14 protein-coding genes are annotated in these 14,342 nt (G+C 64.6%); 10 read left to right on the forward strand and 4 right to left on the reverse strand.

The annotated features are described in order from the left end of the window. Positions 1 to 195 precede the first annotated feature (195 nt). Positions 196 to 1,758, forward strand: coding sequence for a SpoIIE family protein phosphatase (locus WNZ15_RS02550; RefSeq protein ID WP_342891362.1), 1,563 nt, complete (start codon positions 196 to 198; stop codon positions 1,756 to 1,758). Between the two features lie 129 nt (positions 1,759 to 1,887). On the opposite strand, the gene WNZ15_RS02555 is transcribed toward WNZ15_RS02550, so the two are convergent. Beyond that, positions 1,888 to 3,294, reverse strand: coding sequence for a PepSY domain-containing protein (locus tag WNZ15_RS02555; protein ID WP_342891363.1), 1,407 nt, complete (start codon positions 3,292 to 3,294; stop codon positions 1,888 to 1,890). 86 nt (positions 3,295 to 3,380) lie between these two features. Further along, positions 3,381 to 3,752: a hypothetical protein gene (locus WNZ15_RS02560; RefSeq protein WP_342891364.1), complete on the reverse strand. Its 372-nt coding sequence runs from the start codon at positions 3,750 to 3,752 to the stop codon at positions 3,381 to 3,383. Positions 3,753 to 4,178: 426 nt separating this feature from the next. On the opposite strand from WNZ15_RS02560, the gene WNZ15_RS02565 reads away from it, so the two are divergent. From WNZ15_RS02565 to WNZ15_RS02605, 9 genes are all read left to right on the forward strand, one after another. Beyond that, positions 4,179 to 4,421 (forward strand): DUF6732 family protein, encoded by a 243-nt coding sequence (locus tag WNZ15_RS02565; RefSeq protein WP_342891365.1) that lies wholly within the window; start codon positions 4,179 to 4,181, stop codon positions 4,419 to 4,421. Beyond that, entirely contained in the window at positions 4,418 to 5,536 is a 1,119-nt protein-coding gene (locus tag WNZ15_RS02570; RefSeq protein WP_342891366.1) for a sirohydrochlorin chelatase, read from the forward strand. Before WNZ15_RS02565 ends, WNZ15_RS02570 begins: the two co-directional genes overlap by 4 nt. Positions 5,537 to 5,547: 11 nt before the next feature. Continuing rightward, positions 5,548 to 6,189, forward strand: a complete 642-nt coding sequence (locus WNZ15_RS02575; protein ID WP_342891843.1) for a precorrin-8X methylmutase — start codon at positions 5,548 to 5,550, stop codon at positions 6,187 to 6,189. A gap of 1 nt (position 6,190) precedes the next feature. After that, complete coding sequence (locus WNZ15_RS02580) at positions 6,191 to 6,460, forward strand: hypothetical protein (protein WP_342891367.1); 270 nt, start codon at positions 6,191 to 6,193, stop codon at positions 6,458 to 6,460. After that, complete coding sequence (gene cbiE, locus WNZ15_RS02585) at positions 6,457 to 7,656, forward strand: precorrin-6y C5,15-methyltransferase (decarboxylating) subunit CbiE (protein WP_342891368.1); 1,200 nt, start codon at positions 6,457 to 6,459, stop codon at positions 7,654 to 7,656. Before WNZ15_RS02580 ends, cbiE begins: the two co-directional genes overlap by 4 nt. After that, positions 7,653 to 8,378 (forward strand): precorrin-2 C(20)-methyltransferase, encoded by a 726-nt coding sequence (gene cobI / locus WNZ15_RS02590; protein WP_342891369.1) that lies wholly within the window; start codon positions 7,653 to 7,655, stop codon positions 8,376 to 8,378. Before cbiE ends, cobI begins: the two co-directional genes overlap by 4 nt. After that, on the forward strand, positions 8,348 to 10,249 hold the full coding sequence (gene cobJ, locus WNZ15_RS02595) for a precorrin-3B C(17)-methyltransferase (RefSeq protein WP_342891370.1): 1,902 nt from the start codon (positions 8,348 to 8,350) through the stop codon (positions 10,247 to 10,249). Before cobI ends, cobJ begins: the two co-directional genes overlap by 31 nt. Next, entirely contained in the window at positions 10,246 to 11,022 is a 777-nt protein-coding gene (cobM, locus tag WNZ15_RS02600) for a precorrin-4 C(11)-methyltransferase (protein WP_342891371.1), read from the forward strand. Before cobJ ends, cobM begins: the two co-directional genes overlap by 4 nt. 388 nt (positions 11,023 to 11,410) lie before the next feature. Beyond that, positions 11,411 to 12,040 (forward strand): class I SAM-dependent methyltransferase, encoded by a 630-nt coding sequence (locus tag WNZ15_RS02605; RefSeq protein ID WP_342891372.1) that lies wholly within the window; start codon positions 11,411 to 11,413, stop codon positions 12,038 to 12,040. 1 nt (position 12,041) lies between these two features. Here the strand turns inward: WNZ15_RS02605 and WNZ15_RS02610 are convergent, their stop codons facing one another. Together WNZ15_RS02610 and cobA are read right to left on the reverse strand one after the other, a co-directional pair. Beyond that, on the reverse strand, positions 12,042 to 13,361 hold the full coding sequence (locus WNZ15_RS02610; RefSeq protein ID WP_342891373.1) for a cobyrinate a,c-diamide synthase: 1,320 nt from the start codon (positions 13,359 to 13,361) through the stop codon (positions 12,042 to 12,044). Further along, positions 13,351 to 14,217, reverse strand: a complete 867-nt coding sequence (gene cobA, locus WNZ15_RS02615) for a uroporphyrinogen-III C-methyltransferase (protein WP_342891374.1) — start codon at positions 14,215 to 14,217, stop codon at positions 13,351 to 13,353. The genes WNZ15_RS02610 and cobA overlap by 11 nt, the downstream gene beginning before the upstream one ends. Positions 14,218 to 14,342 lie beyond the last annotated feature (125 nt).

A 14,342-nucleotide genomic window follows, 5' to 3' on the forward strand; every position in this document is an offset into this window, starting at 1 on the left:
AAACCCCTTGGCGGGTTCCCATTCATTTCGCTTGGCATTACTACACAATTACAACGCGCTGGATACAAGAGTGCATATTCTGGCCGGCCGTTGTGGTCCAGGCGGCGGATCGCCGTCATAATAGCCACATTGCACCCGTTTCAAGTATGTTCGCCTCTGGCCCCGCCGGCCCGTGCACCAACAATCAGGTTCAAGATGCAACAGACCGAACCCCGCCGTGTCGACAAGTTCTGGCTTACGCTCATTGAACGCCCGGCGGTGTTCCTGCTGCTGGTGGTCATCGGTCTCGCCTTGCTGCCGGTGGCGGTGTGGATGGACCTGCGCTCGATATCGGATGCCTCTTTGCAAGCCCAGGCGATCGACCTTGATCAGACGATCAGCAAGATCCGCAACTATTACGCCCAGAACATCATTGCCCGGGTACAGGACGCTCCCGGCGACATCACGCCGACCCATGAGTATCACGACACGCCCGGCGGCATCCCGATCCCGGCGACACTGTCCATCGAACTCGGAGAAGTGATCGGTGGAAATGCGCGCAATCTCGAATACCGGTTCGTCTCGGATCTGCCGTTCGAAGACCGGGCGTCCCACAATCTCACCGCATTCGAGATCCAGGCGCTGGAGGACTTCCGGGAAAGCAGGGATCCGGAGGATATCGAGATCGGATACGAGGGCTCGATCTTCAGCCGCAAGATCCGGATCGCCTCGCCCGTGATGCTCGGTGAAGCCTGTGTGGCCTGTCACAACTCCCATCCGGAAAGCCCGAAGACGGACTGGACGGTCGGCGACGTGCGCGGCATTCAGGCGATCACCATCAGCCAGCCGATCGCAGAGAACCTCTGGGCCTTCAGGTATCTGCTGCTTTATTTTGCCGGCGCCGGCGCCATCGGCGCGGCGGTCACCGGATTGCAATGGCACCAGGCGACCCGCTTCCACCGGATGAACCGGAATCTCGAAAAGGCCAACACCGAAATCGCCAGCCTGAACGAGCGGCTGACCTCGGAAAACCTGCGGCTCGGCGCGGAAATAGAGGTGGCGCGGCAGATCCAGATGATGGTGCTGCCCACCCAGGACGAACTCGGCGGCATCCGCGAACTGGAAATCGCCGCCTTCATGGAGCCGGCCGACGAGGTCGGCGGCGACTATTACGATGTGCTGCAACTGGATGACCGGGTGAAGATCGGCATTGGCGATGTCACCGGGCACGGGCTGGAAAGCGGCGTGCTGATGCTCATGGTCCAGTCGGTCGCGGTGGCGCTGCAGGAGCGCGGACCCAGCGATCCGCGCCAGTTCCTGACCGCCCTCAACAGCGCCATCTGCCGCAACATCAAACGCACCAAGACCGACAAGCACCTGACCCTGTCCTTCCTCGATTTCGAAGCGGACAAGGTGACACTCTCAGGCCAGCACGAGGAACTGATCGTCCTGAGACCGGACGGTGGCTGCGACATCATCGACACGATCGATCTCGGTTTTCCGATCGGTCTGGACGACAACATCGAACCGTTCATCGAGACCAGGGAGCTGGTTTTCGGTCCCGGCGACATCATCATTCTGTACACGGACGGGGTGACGGAAGCCGCAAACCCGGAAGGCGAACTCTTCGGGCTCGACCGGCTGGTCGACAGCGCCCGCCGCCACAACGCGCCGAGCGCGGCACGCGTGCTTGAAGGCCTGCTCACCGATGTCAAGGCGCATATCGCCACCCAGACCGTTTTTGACGACATCACCCTTCTGGTGATCCGGCACAACTAGACCTGCCATTGCCTGTGAGGGCTGAGGAAGATCCGGGCACCGCGAGGGTGCCCGGTCTTCAAGATCTTGGCACCGCGAGGGTGCCCGGTCTTCAAGATCTTGGCACCGCGAGGGTGCCCGGACCAGTCCTTATCCGATGGTCCGGCGCAGCACCGGCACGCGTTTGACGATCAGGTAGTCCAGCGCCAGCACGCAGAGCAACGTGATGCCGACCAGCGGAAATGCCAGGGACAGGAACAGCATCAGGATCATGGCCCCGCGCCAGTGCGGCAGGTTGTCCGGTGTTCTGGGTGCGAAGACCCTGAAGGACGCCCCCTTGGGGCGGCGCAGCCACCACATCACCAGCCCGCTGACACACAGGAAGATCACCGACAGGCAGACCAGCGTGTTGAGCATCAGGTTCCACAGGCCCATGAGCCCCATGTGGAAGGGGATGCCGACCGCCATCGCCTTGCCGGCGAGGGAATAATCCGAGAAAGCGACATTTGCCAGAATGCGCCCGGTATGCCGGTCGACATGAACGGTCCTGTCGGAAAACGGATCCTCGGCATCCGCGCTCATGGTGTCCTGGTTGATGGTCCAGACGCCCTCGTCGCCCTTGGGAAAGGCAATCCTGTAGCGGGCCTGAAACCCTATTTCCCGCGCGAGCGCATCGACACTGTCGATGGTGACCGGCGTACCCGGCGCGGTCCCCTCGACACCGGCCTGCGATCCGGACGCGGGCATCGGGGTCTGTTCGAGCGCCCAGGGAACATCGGAGACAGCGCCGTGGTTCATGGAGGCATGCGTGGAGTCGGACAGCGGCACGGCGTCCCACTTCTCGGCCGGAAAGGTGCTCCAGGCCTGCATGATCCTGCCGCCCCAGATCCCGGTCCAGGACATTCCGGTAATCAGGAACAGCAACAGCAGGACCGACACATAGATGCCGACCTGTGCGTGCAGCGACTTCCACAGGGCCCGGCCTGTCTGGGCCAGATTGGGCACCAGCGCCGCCAGGACGCTCCTGTCACGCGGCCACCACAAATAAAGACCGGTCACCACAAGCACGATCGACAGACCGGCGGCGATTTCCAGAAGCCGGTCGCCGAGCGTTCCCAGCAACAGGTCCGAATGAATGCCATCGGCGAAATCGTACCAGCCCTTGCGGCGCTCCCAACTGTCGGTGACAGCGCCGGTATAGGGATCAACGGCGACCATGGTCTGGGTGCCATCGGCGCCAACGCGGAACACCGATACGTTGCCGTCGGAACGTCCCTTCAGCCATTCGCTGATCGTTCCACCCGGTTGGCTGGCCAAAGCCGCCCCGGCCTGGGCCGACAGGCTCAATGCCCGGGCATTTTCCGGTACGCCGACCGTGATATTCTCGCCGTCACGGCCATCGAAATAGCCGATATACATCATGGTCATGCCGGTCACTGCCAGCGTCATCAGGAACGGGATGACGAACAGACCGGCATAAAAATGCCAGCGCCAGGCCGCCAGGTAAAAACGGGAGGGGGTGGACGCACGCTCGGCGCCCGAAGAAAATGTGTTCACGGGATCTCCTCACCGAGGCTTCATCCCGGCCTTCCGGACCGGACAAACCCTCGGATCAATCTGATTTCGAAAAAAGTGACGGGAAATCAGGTCCCGAGTGGCGGCGCCCTGGCCCCGAGCCGCCCGGTGCGCACCGAGCCGAACGGACCTGGCGAGGCAAATCCGATTGCGGCGCTGTTTCCGGCATTCGCGGCCGGCAGATCCGGTGTGCCCTGGTAAAGGGCAAGGGTTGTCAGGCCTGCAAAGATGCAGGGGCGTTCAGCGCCGTCATCATCACCGGCGGGACTGGCTGGAACTTCGTTGCCCGCGGCATCCAGAGCAAGGGTCTTCAGACCCGAGCTGGTACACAGCGTGACCGTGAAAACACCGTCTTCCTGCACCGTCGGCATGTAGCCGCGCGGCAGCAGGGCGAGCAGCAGGAACGGCAACAGCAGCAGGCAGGCAGCCGTCTTTCTCATTTCAGGAAATGTCCGCCGGACCCGTTTCACGGTCTCTGCCCCTTGTTTCACCCCCCCGTTCTCTAATCCAGTTCCGATCGGAAGACAATTGCCTGCGCCTGGCGTGGTGCGGCGGCCGGCCGAGTGCGCGCACCAAACTGCCGCAGGTGGTCATAAGCGCTCATCGGTGTCGCATTCATGCTTGATCCGGTGCAGTGCCTCCCATATGGTTGCCGCCAACTGACGGCGTCCCTGTCATGGGACTGAAAGCGATTCCGGATGCGGTTGACCCACCCAGGGGACCAAGGCCGGAGCTGTCCACGGCCTTGACGGATCGCCGGGTTCACACCGGTGCCTTCGCCCGTTTGCTTTCATTCCCCATGTCGCCAAAACGTGTCGCCGTCGACGCCAAATGCCTTGACCGGCGCCTGCCACTGGGGGAGATCCATGACCCATCGAACTGTGTTCGCCGGCCTCGCCGCCGCCGTTCTGCCGACTTCCGCTTTCGCCCATGGCGGACACCTGGGTGACCTTGCCGGGCATTCCCACTGGGTTGGCGTCGCCGCCCTCGCCGGCGCCGCGCTGATTGCCGGCGTGATTGCCCTGAAGGGCCGCAAACGGGCACAGGAAGACGACACCGCCGAGCAGGACGCCGAAGATGCGGACACCGCCGGGAACGCAGCTCAATGAGTGAAAAACTCGGACTGATGATCTGCGGTCACGGCAGCCGCAACAAGGGCGCCGTGAAGCAGTTCGCACAGCTTGCCGCAGGCCTGACGGAGCGGTTCCCGGACTGGCCGGTGGAATACGGCTACCTGGAATTCGCCAATCCGGTCATACATGACGGGCTCAACCGCCTGCGCGAACAGGGCTGCACCCGCGTGCTGGCCGTGCCGGGCATGCTGTTTGCCGCCGGGCACGCCAAGAACGACATTCCGTCGGTGCTCAACACCTATCAGGCGATGCATCCGGAGATGACGATCTCCTATGGCCGGGAACTGGCTGTCGACACGCGGATGGTCAAGGCGGCCGCGGCGCGCGTCCAGGAAGCCATCGACGCCGCGCCCGGTGACGTGCCCCTGCACGACACGCTGCTGATGGTGGTCGGACGCGGGTCCTCCGATCCGGACGCCAATTCCAACGTCGCCAAGATCACCCGCCTGCTCTGGGAAGGTTTCGGTTTCGGCTGGGCCGAGACCTGCTATTCCGGCGTCACGTTTCCGCTGGTCGGACCCGGCCTGGAGCACGCGGCCAAGCTTGGCTACAAGCGCATCATCGTGTTTCCCTATTTTCTGTTTACCGGCGTGCTGGTGCAGCGGATCTACAACACCGCAGACGAGGTCGCGGCGAAGCATCCCGATATCGAGTTTCTTCAGGCCGGCTATCTCAACGACCACCCGCAGGTGATCGACACGATGGCGGACCGGGTGCAGGAGATCCTCCAGGGCGCCAACCTGATGAACTGCCAGATGTGCAAATACCGCGAGCAAGTGCTCGGCTTCGAGGCCGAAGTCGGCCAGGCGCAGGAAAGCCACCATCACCATGTGGAAGGCCTCGGCGCGGAAGCCGAATGCCAATTATGCGCGGAAATCTGCACCGGTGCCTGCGAAAAACTGGTCCAGTCCGGCGGACATCATCATGTGCACTCGCATGAGCCCGGCGGTCATTCCCACGATCATTCCCATGGACATTCACACGGCGACGACCATGCGCATGGACATAGCCACGATCATGGTCACCACCACCACCCCTACCCGCATGCGGACCATCCGCACGGACCAAAATCGCTGAACCGCGAAGGGTGAGCACGGATCCGATGGCGCGCTACGCTTACGAAAAGGATCCGGTGGCGATCTACCGCCAATCCTTCGCGACCGTGCGGGCCGAGGCCGACCTGTCGCATCTTCCGGACGGGCTGAAGCCCGTCGCCATCAGGTTGATCCATGCATGCGGCATGACCGACGTGCCGCAGGACCTCACCTGGTCGCCGGACGCGGTGGACGCCGCGCAGGCTGCCTTTTCGGCCAGGGCCCCGGTGCTGTGCGACGTGGAGATGGTTGTCCACGGCATCATCCGGTCCCGCCTGCCGCAGGGCTGCGACGTGATCTGCACTCTGAACGAGGCGGACGTCCCTAGTCTTGCGGCTGAACTTGGCACGACACGGTCGGCGGCGGCCACCGGGCTCTGGCGTGACAGGCTGGAGGGAGCCGTGGTTGCCATCGGCAACGCGCCGACCGCCCTGTTCCATCTGCTGGAAATGATCGCGGACGGCGGGCCGAAACCGGCACTCGTGCTCGGTTTCCCGGTCGGCTTTGTCGGCGCTGCGGAATCCAAGCAGGCACTTGCCGACAATCCCTTCGGCCTGCCGTTTCTTGCGATCAACGGCCGCAGGGGCGGGTCGGCCATGGCGGCGGCGGCGGTCAATGCGCTGGCAGCCGGTCTGCCGGAGGAGCTGTAGGATGGCGGAAGACACGCCGAAGAAACCCCTGAAGTCGGTTGCCCGCAACACGCCCCTGCGCTCGCGCGGGTTCCTGTCGCAGCCGGGTGGCCCTGCCGTACAAGACGGCGGATGCGGCGATCCGGCAGAAGCCGGGACCTCAAGCCAGTCCCGGGGCCAGTCAAGGGGCCAGTCCCGGGGCACCCGCCAGGCTTCGGCCTCGCCCGCCGGCACGCCCGAGAGCCTTGTCGTCAAGCCCGGTATCCGGCCCTATACGCTGGTGGACAAATGACCCTGCCCTGGCTCACGCTCGCCGGTATTGGCGAGGACGGCACGCTCGCGCCCGGCGCGGCGGAAGCTCTCGGCCAGGCCGATATCGTCTATGGCGGCGCCCGTCACCTGGACCTTGCCGGTGACATTTTGGCGGAGAAGCGCCTCTGGCCCAGTCCGTTCGGCACCGTCTTTCAGGAGCTGGCGCACCTGAACGACCGGCGCGTTGCGATCCTGGCGACGGGCGATCCGATGTGGTTCGGCATCGGGTCCTCGCTGCTGAAGCATTTCGAACCCGGCGAGATGACCGTATTGCCGTCCCTGTCCGCCTTCCAGCTGGCCGCCGCGCGCATGGGCTGGGCGATCCAGGACACCGAGTGCCTGTCGGTTCATGGCCGCCCTGTCGATCTTCTCCGCGCCGCGCTTTATCCCGGCGCGCGCCTGCTTGTCCTGACCGGCAGCGCCGAAACACCGCGTCAGGTGGCCGACCTGCTCGCCGACGAAGGCTATGGGAGCAGCGCGATGAGTGTGCTGGAGCATCTTGGCGGCCACAAGGAACGGATCGTTCACGGCACTGCTGAAACCTGGTCGGAGACGGTCGCCGGTTTTCACACGCTTGCGCTGGACGTCGTCGCCGATCCGGGCACCCGCTTCCGCAGCCTCGTGCCCGGACTTGCCGATGATGCCTTCCGCCACGACGGCAAGATGACCAAGCAGGATATCCGCGCCGTGACGCTTGCCGAGCTGAAACCGCATCCCGGCGCCCTGTTGTGGGATATCGGCGCCGGCTGCGGCTCGGTCTCGATCGAATGGCTGCGGGCGGCACGGCGCGCGCGCGCTGTCGGACTGGAGCCTCATGCGGAGCGCCGGCGAATGGCTGCAGAAAACGCGGCTGCCCTTGGTGTGCCGCACCTGGAGCTGAAGGACGCCACGGCCCCGGAAGGACTTGCCGGCCTGCCGGTTCCGGACGCGATCTTCATCGGCGGTGGACTGACGGCACCGGGTATAGTGGATGCCTGCCTCGCGGCGCTTGAGCCCGGTGGACGCCTGGTCGCCAACGCCGTGACGCTCGAAAGCGAAGCGGTGCTGCTGAGCACCTACCGGACCTTTGGCGGGACCTTGAAAAAACTCTCCGTGCACAGGGCATCGGCGGTCGGTGGGCTGACGGGCTGGCGTCCGCAGATGCCTGTCACCCAGTGGAGTTTCACCAAGTCATGAGCGGAACCCTTTACGGCGTCGGCCTCGGGCCCGGTGATCCGGAACTGATGACCCTGAAAGCGCACCGGCTGATTTCCGGTGCCAGGGTGATCGCCTATCCGGCGCCCGATACCGGCGAAAGCTTCGCGCGTGCCATCGCGGCGAGTTCAATCGGGTCCGGCATCCGGGAAATCCCGATTGTCGTGCCGATGCGGGTCGACCGGTTTCCCGCCCGGGAAATCTACGACAAGGCGGCCGGTGACATCGCCGCCGTGCTGGAAACCGGCGAGGATGTCGTGACCCTGTGCGAAGGCGATCCGTTCTTCTTCGGCTCGTTCATGTATCTGTTCGACCGTCTGTCGGACCGGTTCAGGATCGAGATCGTGCCGGGGGTCACGTCACTCACCGCCTGCGCGGCCCAGCTGCGCCGGCCGCTGACAGCTCGAAACGATGTGTTGACGGTGATTCCCGGCCCGTTGCCGGACGCGGACATCCGTGGCCGGATCGAACAGGCCCAGGCAGTGGCCATCATGAAGGTCGGCCGGCACCTGCCGCGTCTGAAAGCGCTGCTCGAGGACATGGGGCTGCTTGAAGCCGCCGGTTACGTGGAGCGCGCCAGCCTGCCCGAACAGAAGGTTCACCGGCTCATCGACCTTGAGACCGACACTGCTCCATATTTTTCCATGATCCTCATTTACAAGGGAGACGAAGCGTGGACGCTTCCCCCATCCTTCTCGTCCTGAACGAAGCCGGCCTGGGTGCCGCCGAAGACATCGCGAGGCGGTTCTCCACCGCCCGCATCCACGGGCTTGCCGGGCGGGTGCCGAGCGCCGATACCCAGTTCAACGAGACCATCGACCACATCCGCCTGCTGTTTCAGGCCGGCCACCCGATTGTCGGGTTCTGCGCCAGCGGGATCCTGATCCGGGCCCTGGCCCCTCTTCTGGCGGACAAGACCACCGAGCCGCCGGTGATCGCCGTTTCCGAGGATGGTTCCAGCATCGTGCCGCTGCTCGGTGGACACCGCGGCGCCAATGAACTGGCGCGGTTGCTGGCGAAAGCTCTTGGAGGTCACGCGGCGATCACCACCGCGGGCGACACCAGGCTCGGCGTCGCGCTGGACGCGCCGCCCGACGGCTGGCGCCTGGCGAACCCGGAAGACGCCAAGCCTGTGATGGCCGAACTCCTGTCCGGCGCGTCCGTGCGCATCGAAGGCCGGGCGGACTGGTTGAAAGAAGCCAGGCTGACGGAAGCCGACGATGCGGCCATCTCCCTGATCATCACGGAACATCCCGAGGAAGGCAGCCCGACGCGGCTTGTCTATCACCCGCAGAAATACGCCCTCGGCGTGGGCTGCGCCAGGGGCTGCGATGCCCGGGAACTGATCGACCTGGTCGAGGCACAGCTCGCCGGGGCACAGATCGCCAGGGGCGCCGTTGCCTGCGTCGCAACCATCGACCTGAAGGCCGACGAGGCTGCGGTCAATGCGCTGGCCAGCCATCTCGACGTGCCCTTGCGTGTCTTCTCCGCGGAAGAGCTGCAGCGCGAGACCCCCCGGCTCAAGAACCCGTCCAATGTCGTCTTCAAGGAAGTCGGCTGCTACGGTGTGGCGGAAGGGGCAGCGCTGGCGGCCGCCGGTCCGTTCGGCACATTCAAGGTTGAAAAGCAGAAGACCGACAACGCCACCTGTGCCATCACCCGATCGCCGAAGACCATCGACGTCACGGCCTCGGGCCGGTCGCGCGGGCATCTTTCCGTCATCGGCATCGGCCCCGGAAAGGACGACTGGCGGACACCGGAGGCGACCCGGCTGCTGGCCGAGGCGTCGGACGTCGTCGGCTATTCGCTCTACCTGGATCTGGTCGAGAGCCATATCACCGGCAAGACCCATCACAACTTCCCGCTCGGCGCGGAAGAGGACCGGGTCAGGTTCGCGCTGGAGGAAGCCGGCAAGGGCAAGAACGTCGCCCTGATATCCTCGGGCGACGCGGGCATCTACGCCATGGGATCGCTGGTCTACGAACTGCTTCACCGCAACGAGGAGTATGGCGGCGTTTCGGACGCGGCCAAGCGGGTCAGCGTCACCAACGCACCCGGCATATCCGCGCTGCAGGCCTGTTCGGCCCGGATCGGTGCCCCGCTCGGCCATGACTTCTGCGCGATTTCCCTGTCCGACCTGCTGACGCCCTGGGAAGTGATCGAGAAGCGCCTGAGGGCCGCCGCCGAGGGTGACTTCGTGATCGCCTTCTACAATCCCGTCTCCAAGCGCCGCCGCACCCAGCTGGCTGCCGCCAGGGAGATCCTGCTGGAACACCGCTCCGCGGCGACGCCGGTCATTCTGGGGGTCAATCTGGGCCGGCCGGAAGAGAGCATCCGCGTCACCAGCCTGCATGCACTCAGCGTCGACGACGTCGACATGCTGACCACCGTTCTGGTCGGTTCGACCAACACGAGGACGGTGATGCGGGGCGACGGCAAGCCTTTCGTCTACACGCCACGCGGCTACGCAAAGCGCATCGATGCCCCCGGCGCGGCACCCGCCGCTTCAAAGCCGGCACCCACGGAAGAAAAATCCGCCCAGGCGGACGTTCAGGACACGGAAAACAACACATGACCGTTCATTTCATCGGCGCCGGACCGGGCGACCCGGACCTCATCACCGTGCGCGGCCTGAAGCTCATCCAGTCGTGCCCGGTCTGCCTCTATGCCGGTTCGCTGGTGCCCGAACAGATCGTGGCTGCCGCCCCGGGCGACGCCCGTGTGGTCGACACGGCGCCACTGACCCTCGATGAAATCATCACCGAGATCGAGGCCGCTCATGCCAAGGGGCTCGATGTCGCGCGCGTACATTCGGGCGACCCGTCGATCTACGGGGCGACGGCCGAACAGATGCGCCGCCTGGATGCGCTCGGCATCGACTATGATGTCACACCCGGGGTTCCGGCCTTCGCAGCCGCGGCCGCGGCGCTGAAAACGGAGCTGACCATTCCGGAAGTTGCCCAGACGATCATCGTCACCCGCACGGCCATGCAGTCTTCCGCGATGCCCAACAACGAGGATCTCGACACACTCGGCAGAAGCGGCGCGACGCTCGCCATTCATCTGTCGATCCGGAACCTGCGCGAGGTCGAGCGCCAGCTCACGCCGCATTACGGAGCAGACTGCCCGGTGATCGTCGCCTACCGCGTCGGCTGGCCGGACCAGGCCTTCATCCACGGCACGCTCGCGACCATCGCCGGCAAGGTCCGCGCCTCGAAGATCACCCGCACCGCGCTGATCTTTGTCGGCCACGCCCTCAAGCCGGGCGAGGACTTTCGCGACAGCGCACTTTACGACGCCGATCACGTGCACGTGCTCCGGCCGAAAAAGAAGAAGGCGAAAACCTAGGGTCTGTGGACAATTAGGTTTCGGCCTTGGCGCGTGTCGGATTTCGGTCCCGGGGAGGAGGAAAGTCCGCGGTGGTGCCTCCCACCACAAGGACTTTCCGACGCTCCCGAGACCGAAATCCGCCGCGTCCCGAAGGGATTTGGCGCAAATTGCCCCCTTCGGCGTCGCGAAGGCTTGAAAGGGATAACCCTTCCCGTGCCTTCGCTTCTTGAAGCGGAGCAATTTGCGCTCAAACCAAGGCCAAATCCTAAATGTCCACAGACCCTAGAAGATTTCCGACTCGGACCATCGTCTCGACAGGCGTTCTCTTCCGGCAAGCCCATCAGGCGGATGCCTATCGGGAACACTTGGTATAAGCTGCAGTTCCCCAACCGGACAGGAGACCGCGATGCCGGATGAAAACCAGCTTTTGAAACAGGCCGTTTCGCTTGGCGGCGACCCGGATGCCATCCGCGAGTTCTACGAGAACTGGTCGCGCGATTATGACAGCGACCTGTTGCTGGCCATCGGGTATGTGGGGCCGGAAATTGCCGCCGAAGCGCTGGCGAAACGGGTCGGCAAGACGGCTCTCGTGCTTGATGCGGGCTGCGGGACGGGGCTGGTCGGGATCGAACTGATCAAGCGCAATTTCGACCTGACCATCGACGGCATCGACCTGACACCCGCCATGCTCGAGCAATCGCGCAGCAAGGGGGCCTACCGCAAGCTCAACATCGCGGACATGTGCGGACCGCTTTTCGAGATCGATGACGATGTCTATGACGGCGCCGTCTGCGCGGGCGTGTTCACAAACGGCCATGTCGGCCCGGACGGCATCGACGAGCTGATCCGCGTCGTCAAACCGGGCGCTCCTGTCGTCCTGACCGTGCGAGACAGCGCCTGGGAGGCCGACGGCTTCAAGGACAAGGTCGAACAGCTTGAAGAGAGCGGCAAGACCCGGACCGTTGAAATCAGCCACAGCCCCTACCACACCAAGGAAGATGTCTTCTGCGAGCTGGTGGTGCTGGAGGTAATTTAAGTCAGCCAGAAGAGATCATATGGGCGAAGGAGCCCATGACCGATCCGGCGCGCAGTCCCATTTGATCGAGCGCGGTTCCCTCGGCATCCTCGGCGGCAAAAAGCCGCTCCGCCGGTCCTTCCGAGACGATCGAGGCATAATGGAACTCGTGCGCGGCAAGCGCTCCGTGCCAGGGCAGTCCGCCGAGCGGCTGCAGCATCCTGTAGCCGAGATGCCGCCGCCGGTTTTCAAAGGATGTTTCCAGCGGCAGCAGGCCCAGCATCCGGTGGCGTTCGCCCGAGGCGTCGACCATCCCTGCCCCAAGGCACATGTAGCCGCCGCATTCGCCGTAGATCAGCTTTCCGGACCCTGCTGCCCGCGTCATCGCGGTGCGGAACGTGTCAGCCCGGGCGAGCTTTCCCGCATGCAGCTCCGGATAGCCGCCCGGCAGATAGATCGCATCGGCGTGCCGATCGGGCGCCTCGTCGGCAAGCGGTGAAAAGAAGGACAGGTCCACGCCTTCGCTCTGCCAGAAATCCAGCAGATGCGGATAGGCGAAGGCGAAGGCGACATCGCGGGCCACCGCCATCCGCTGTCCCAGCGGCGCGGGGAGATGAACGTCGGCGGGGCCGGCGGGCGCCAATGGCAACGCCAGGCTTTCCAGAGCGGCCAGATCGACATGGGCCCGGCAATGCGCGGCCGCCTGGTCCAGAAAGGCCTCCAGATCGTCGTGCTCGCCCGCCTGAACCAGGCCCAGATGGCGCTCGGGCAGGATCAGATCGTCGGAGCGCGGCAGGGCACCGACCACCTCGATATCGAGCGGGGCCAGCGCGCTGCGCAGCATGGTCTCGTGCCGGGCGCTGCCGACCCGGTTCAGGATCACGCCGGCAAGACGGATATCCTGGCGGAAGCTTTGAAAGCCATGCACCAGGGCGGCGACCGACTGCGCCTGCCTGGCACAGTCGACGACCAGAACAACGGGCAGACCGAGCGTCGCCGCCAGATCCGCCGCGGAGCCGCCGCCACCGGCCGCCCCGTCAAACAGCCCCATTGCCCCTTCGACCAGAAACAGATCGTGCCCGTCTGCCTGCCCGGCGGCAAGCGTTCGCAGCGTCGCGGGCGTCATCGCCCAGGCATCGAGATTGATGCAGGGCACGCCGCTGGCGGCTTCGTGGAATTTCGGATCGATATAATCCGGGCCGGACTTTCCGGAGACCACCGAGCACCCGGTGGACCGCAGGGCCCTGAGCAGCGCCAGGGTCAGCGTGGTCTTGCCGGCGCCCGAGGAAGGCGCGGCAATCAGAACTCCGCGCGGCAAGCCCTTGCCCCGGTCAGCCGGCATCGGCTGAGAGGCGGTCTGTGCGCAGCCCCAGCGGATCGCTGTCCAGTACCCTGCCCGACAGTGCGCCGAGCCAATCAAGACCCTGGCGCAGGCGGACGACTTCACCGACACAGACGATCGCCGGCGGTTCGATCCCGGCGGCCTCGGCTTCGGCGGAGCATTTGCCGAGCGTCGTCTCCAGGACACGCTGGGTCTTCAACGAGGCGTTGCACACGATACCCACAGGTTCATCCACAGACCGTCCACCGGCAATGAGTTTGCCGGCTATGGTTTCCAGGTGTTTCATCGCCATATACATGACAATCACCGGAGACCCCCTGGCAATGCCGTCCCAGTTGACCGCGTCCGGTGTCAGACCTGTCTGGTCATGACCGGTGAGAAAGGTGACCGCCTGATTGCAATCGCGATGGGTGGCCGGAATGCCCGCATAGGCCAGCCCGCCGATACCGGCGGTGATGCCGGGAATGATGCGGAAGGGAACCCCCGCGTCGACAAGGCCCAGCGCTTCCTCACCGCCACGACCGAACACGAAGGGATCGCCGCCCTTCAGGCGCAGAACTCTTTTTCCGGCCCGGGCATGCTCAATCAGCTTCAGCGTGATGTCGCGCTGCTTCGGGCTCGGCTTGCCTCCGCGCTTGCCCGCATAGTCGGCGGACGCGCCCGGCTTCACCCAGTCCAGAATACTTTGATCGACAAGGGCGTCATAGACAACCACGTCCGCCTGACGCAGGCCGTTGAGCGCGTGCAGGGTCAGCAGGCCCGGGTCTCCCGGACCCGCACCTGCAAGCCAGACCCATCCCGGCTCGAACACCGGCAAACCTGCCGGCAGGGTGTTATCATGTTCCTTGACCGTCATGGTTCCTGTTTACCCGCAGGATCGAAAACCTCCAAGCGCTTCAACGCTCAAAAAGGTCTGGATTACGACATTTCATCGCGCAGACACTGCAGGGGAGGCAAAGCAGCCGATCTTCGGCTATAGAA

The sequence above is a fragment of the Roseibium sp. AS2 genome (assembly GCF_038900065.1).
In the GTDB taxonomy this organism is placed as follows: Bacteria; Pseudomonadota; Alphaproteobacteria; order Rhizobiales; family Stappiaceae; genus Roseibium.

What these genes read in the sequence shown, in the direction of transcription:
- WNZ15_RS02550 (WP_342891362.1), top strand. Translation starts at nt 196, where the DNA reads ATGCAACAGACCGAACCCCGCCGTGTCGACAAGTTCTGGCTTACGCTC.
- WNZ15_RS02560 (WP_342891364.1), bottom strand. Translation starts at nt 3,752, where the DNA reads ATGAGAAAGACGGCTGCCTGCCTGCTGCTGTTGCCGTTCCTGCTGCTC.
- WNZ15_RS02565 (WP_342891365.1), top strand. Translation starts at nt 4,179, where the DNA reads ATGACCCATCGAACTGTGTTCGCCGGCCTCGCCGCCGCCGTTCTGCCG.
- WNZ15_RS02570 (WP_342891366.1), top strand. Translation starts at nt 4,418, where the DNA reads ATGAGTGAAAAACTCGGACTGATGATCTGCGGTCACGGCAGCCGCAAC.
- WNZ15_RS02575 (WP_342891843.1), top strand. Translation starts at nt 5,548, where the DNA reads ATGGCGCGCTACGCTTACGAAAAGGATCCGGTGGCGATCTACCGCCAA.
- WNZ15_RS02580 (WP_342891367.1), top strand. Translation starts at nt 6,191, where the DNA reads ATGGCGGAAGACACGCCGAAGAAACCCCTGAAGTCGGTTGCCCGCAAC.
- cbiE (WP_342891368.1), top strand. Translation starts at nt 6,457, where the DNA reads ATGACCCTGCCCTGGCTCACGCTCGCCGGTATTGGCGAGGACGGCACG.
- cobI (WP_342891369.1), top strand. Translation starts at nt 7,653, where the DNA reads ATGAGCGGAACCCTTTACGGCGTCGGCCTCGGGCCCGGTGATCCGGAA.
- cobM (WP_342891371.1), top strand. Translation starts at nt 10,246, where the DNA reads ATGACCGTTCATTTCATCGGCGCCGGACCGGGCGACCCGGACCTCATC.
- WNZ15_RS02605 (WP_342891372.1), top strand. Translation starts at nt 11,411, where the DNA reads ATGCCGGATGAAAACCAGCTTTTGAAACAGGCCGTTTCGCTTGGCGGC.
- WNZ15_RS02610 (WP_342891373.1), bottom strand. Translation starts at nt 13,361, where the DNA reads ATGCCGGCTGACCGGGGCAAGGGCTTGCCGCGCGGAGTTCTGATTGCC.
- cobA (WP_342891374.1), bottom strand. Translation starts at nt 14,217, where the DNA reads ATGACGGTCAAGGAACATGATAACACCCTGCCGGCAGGTTTGCCGGTG.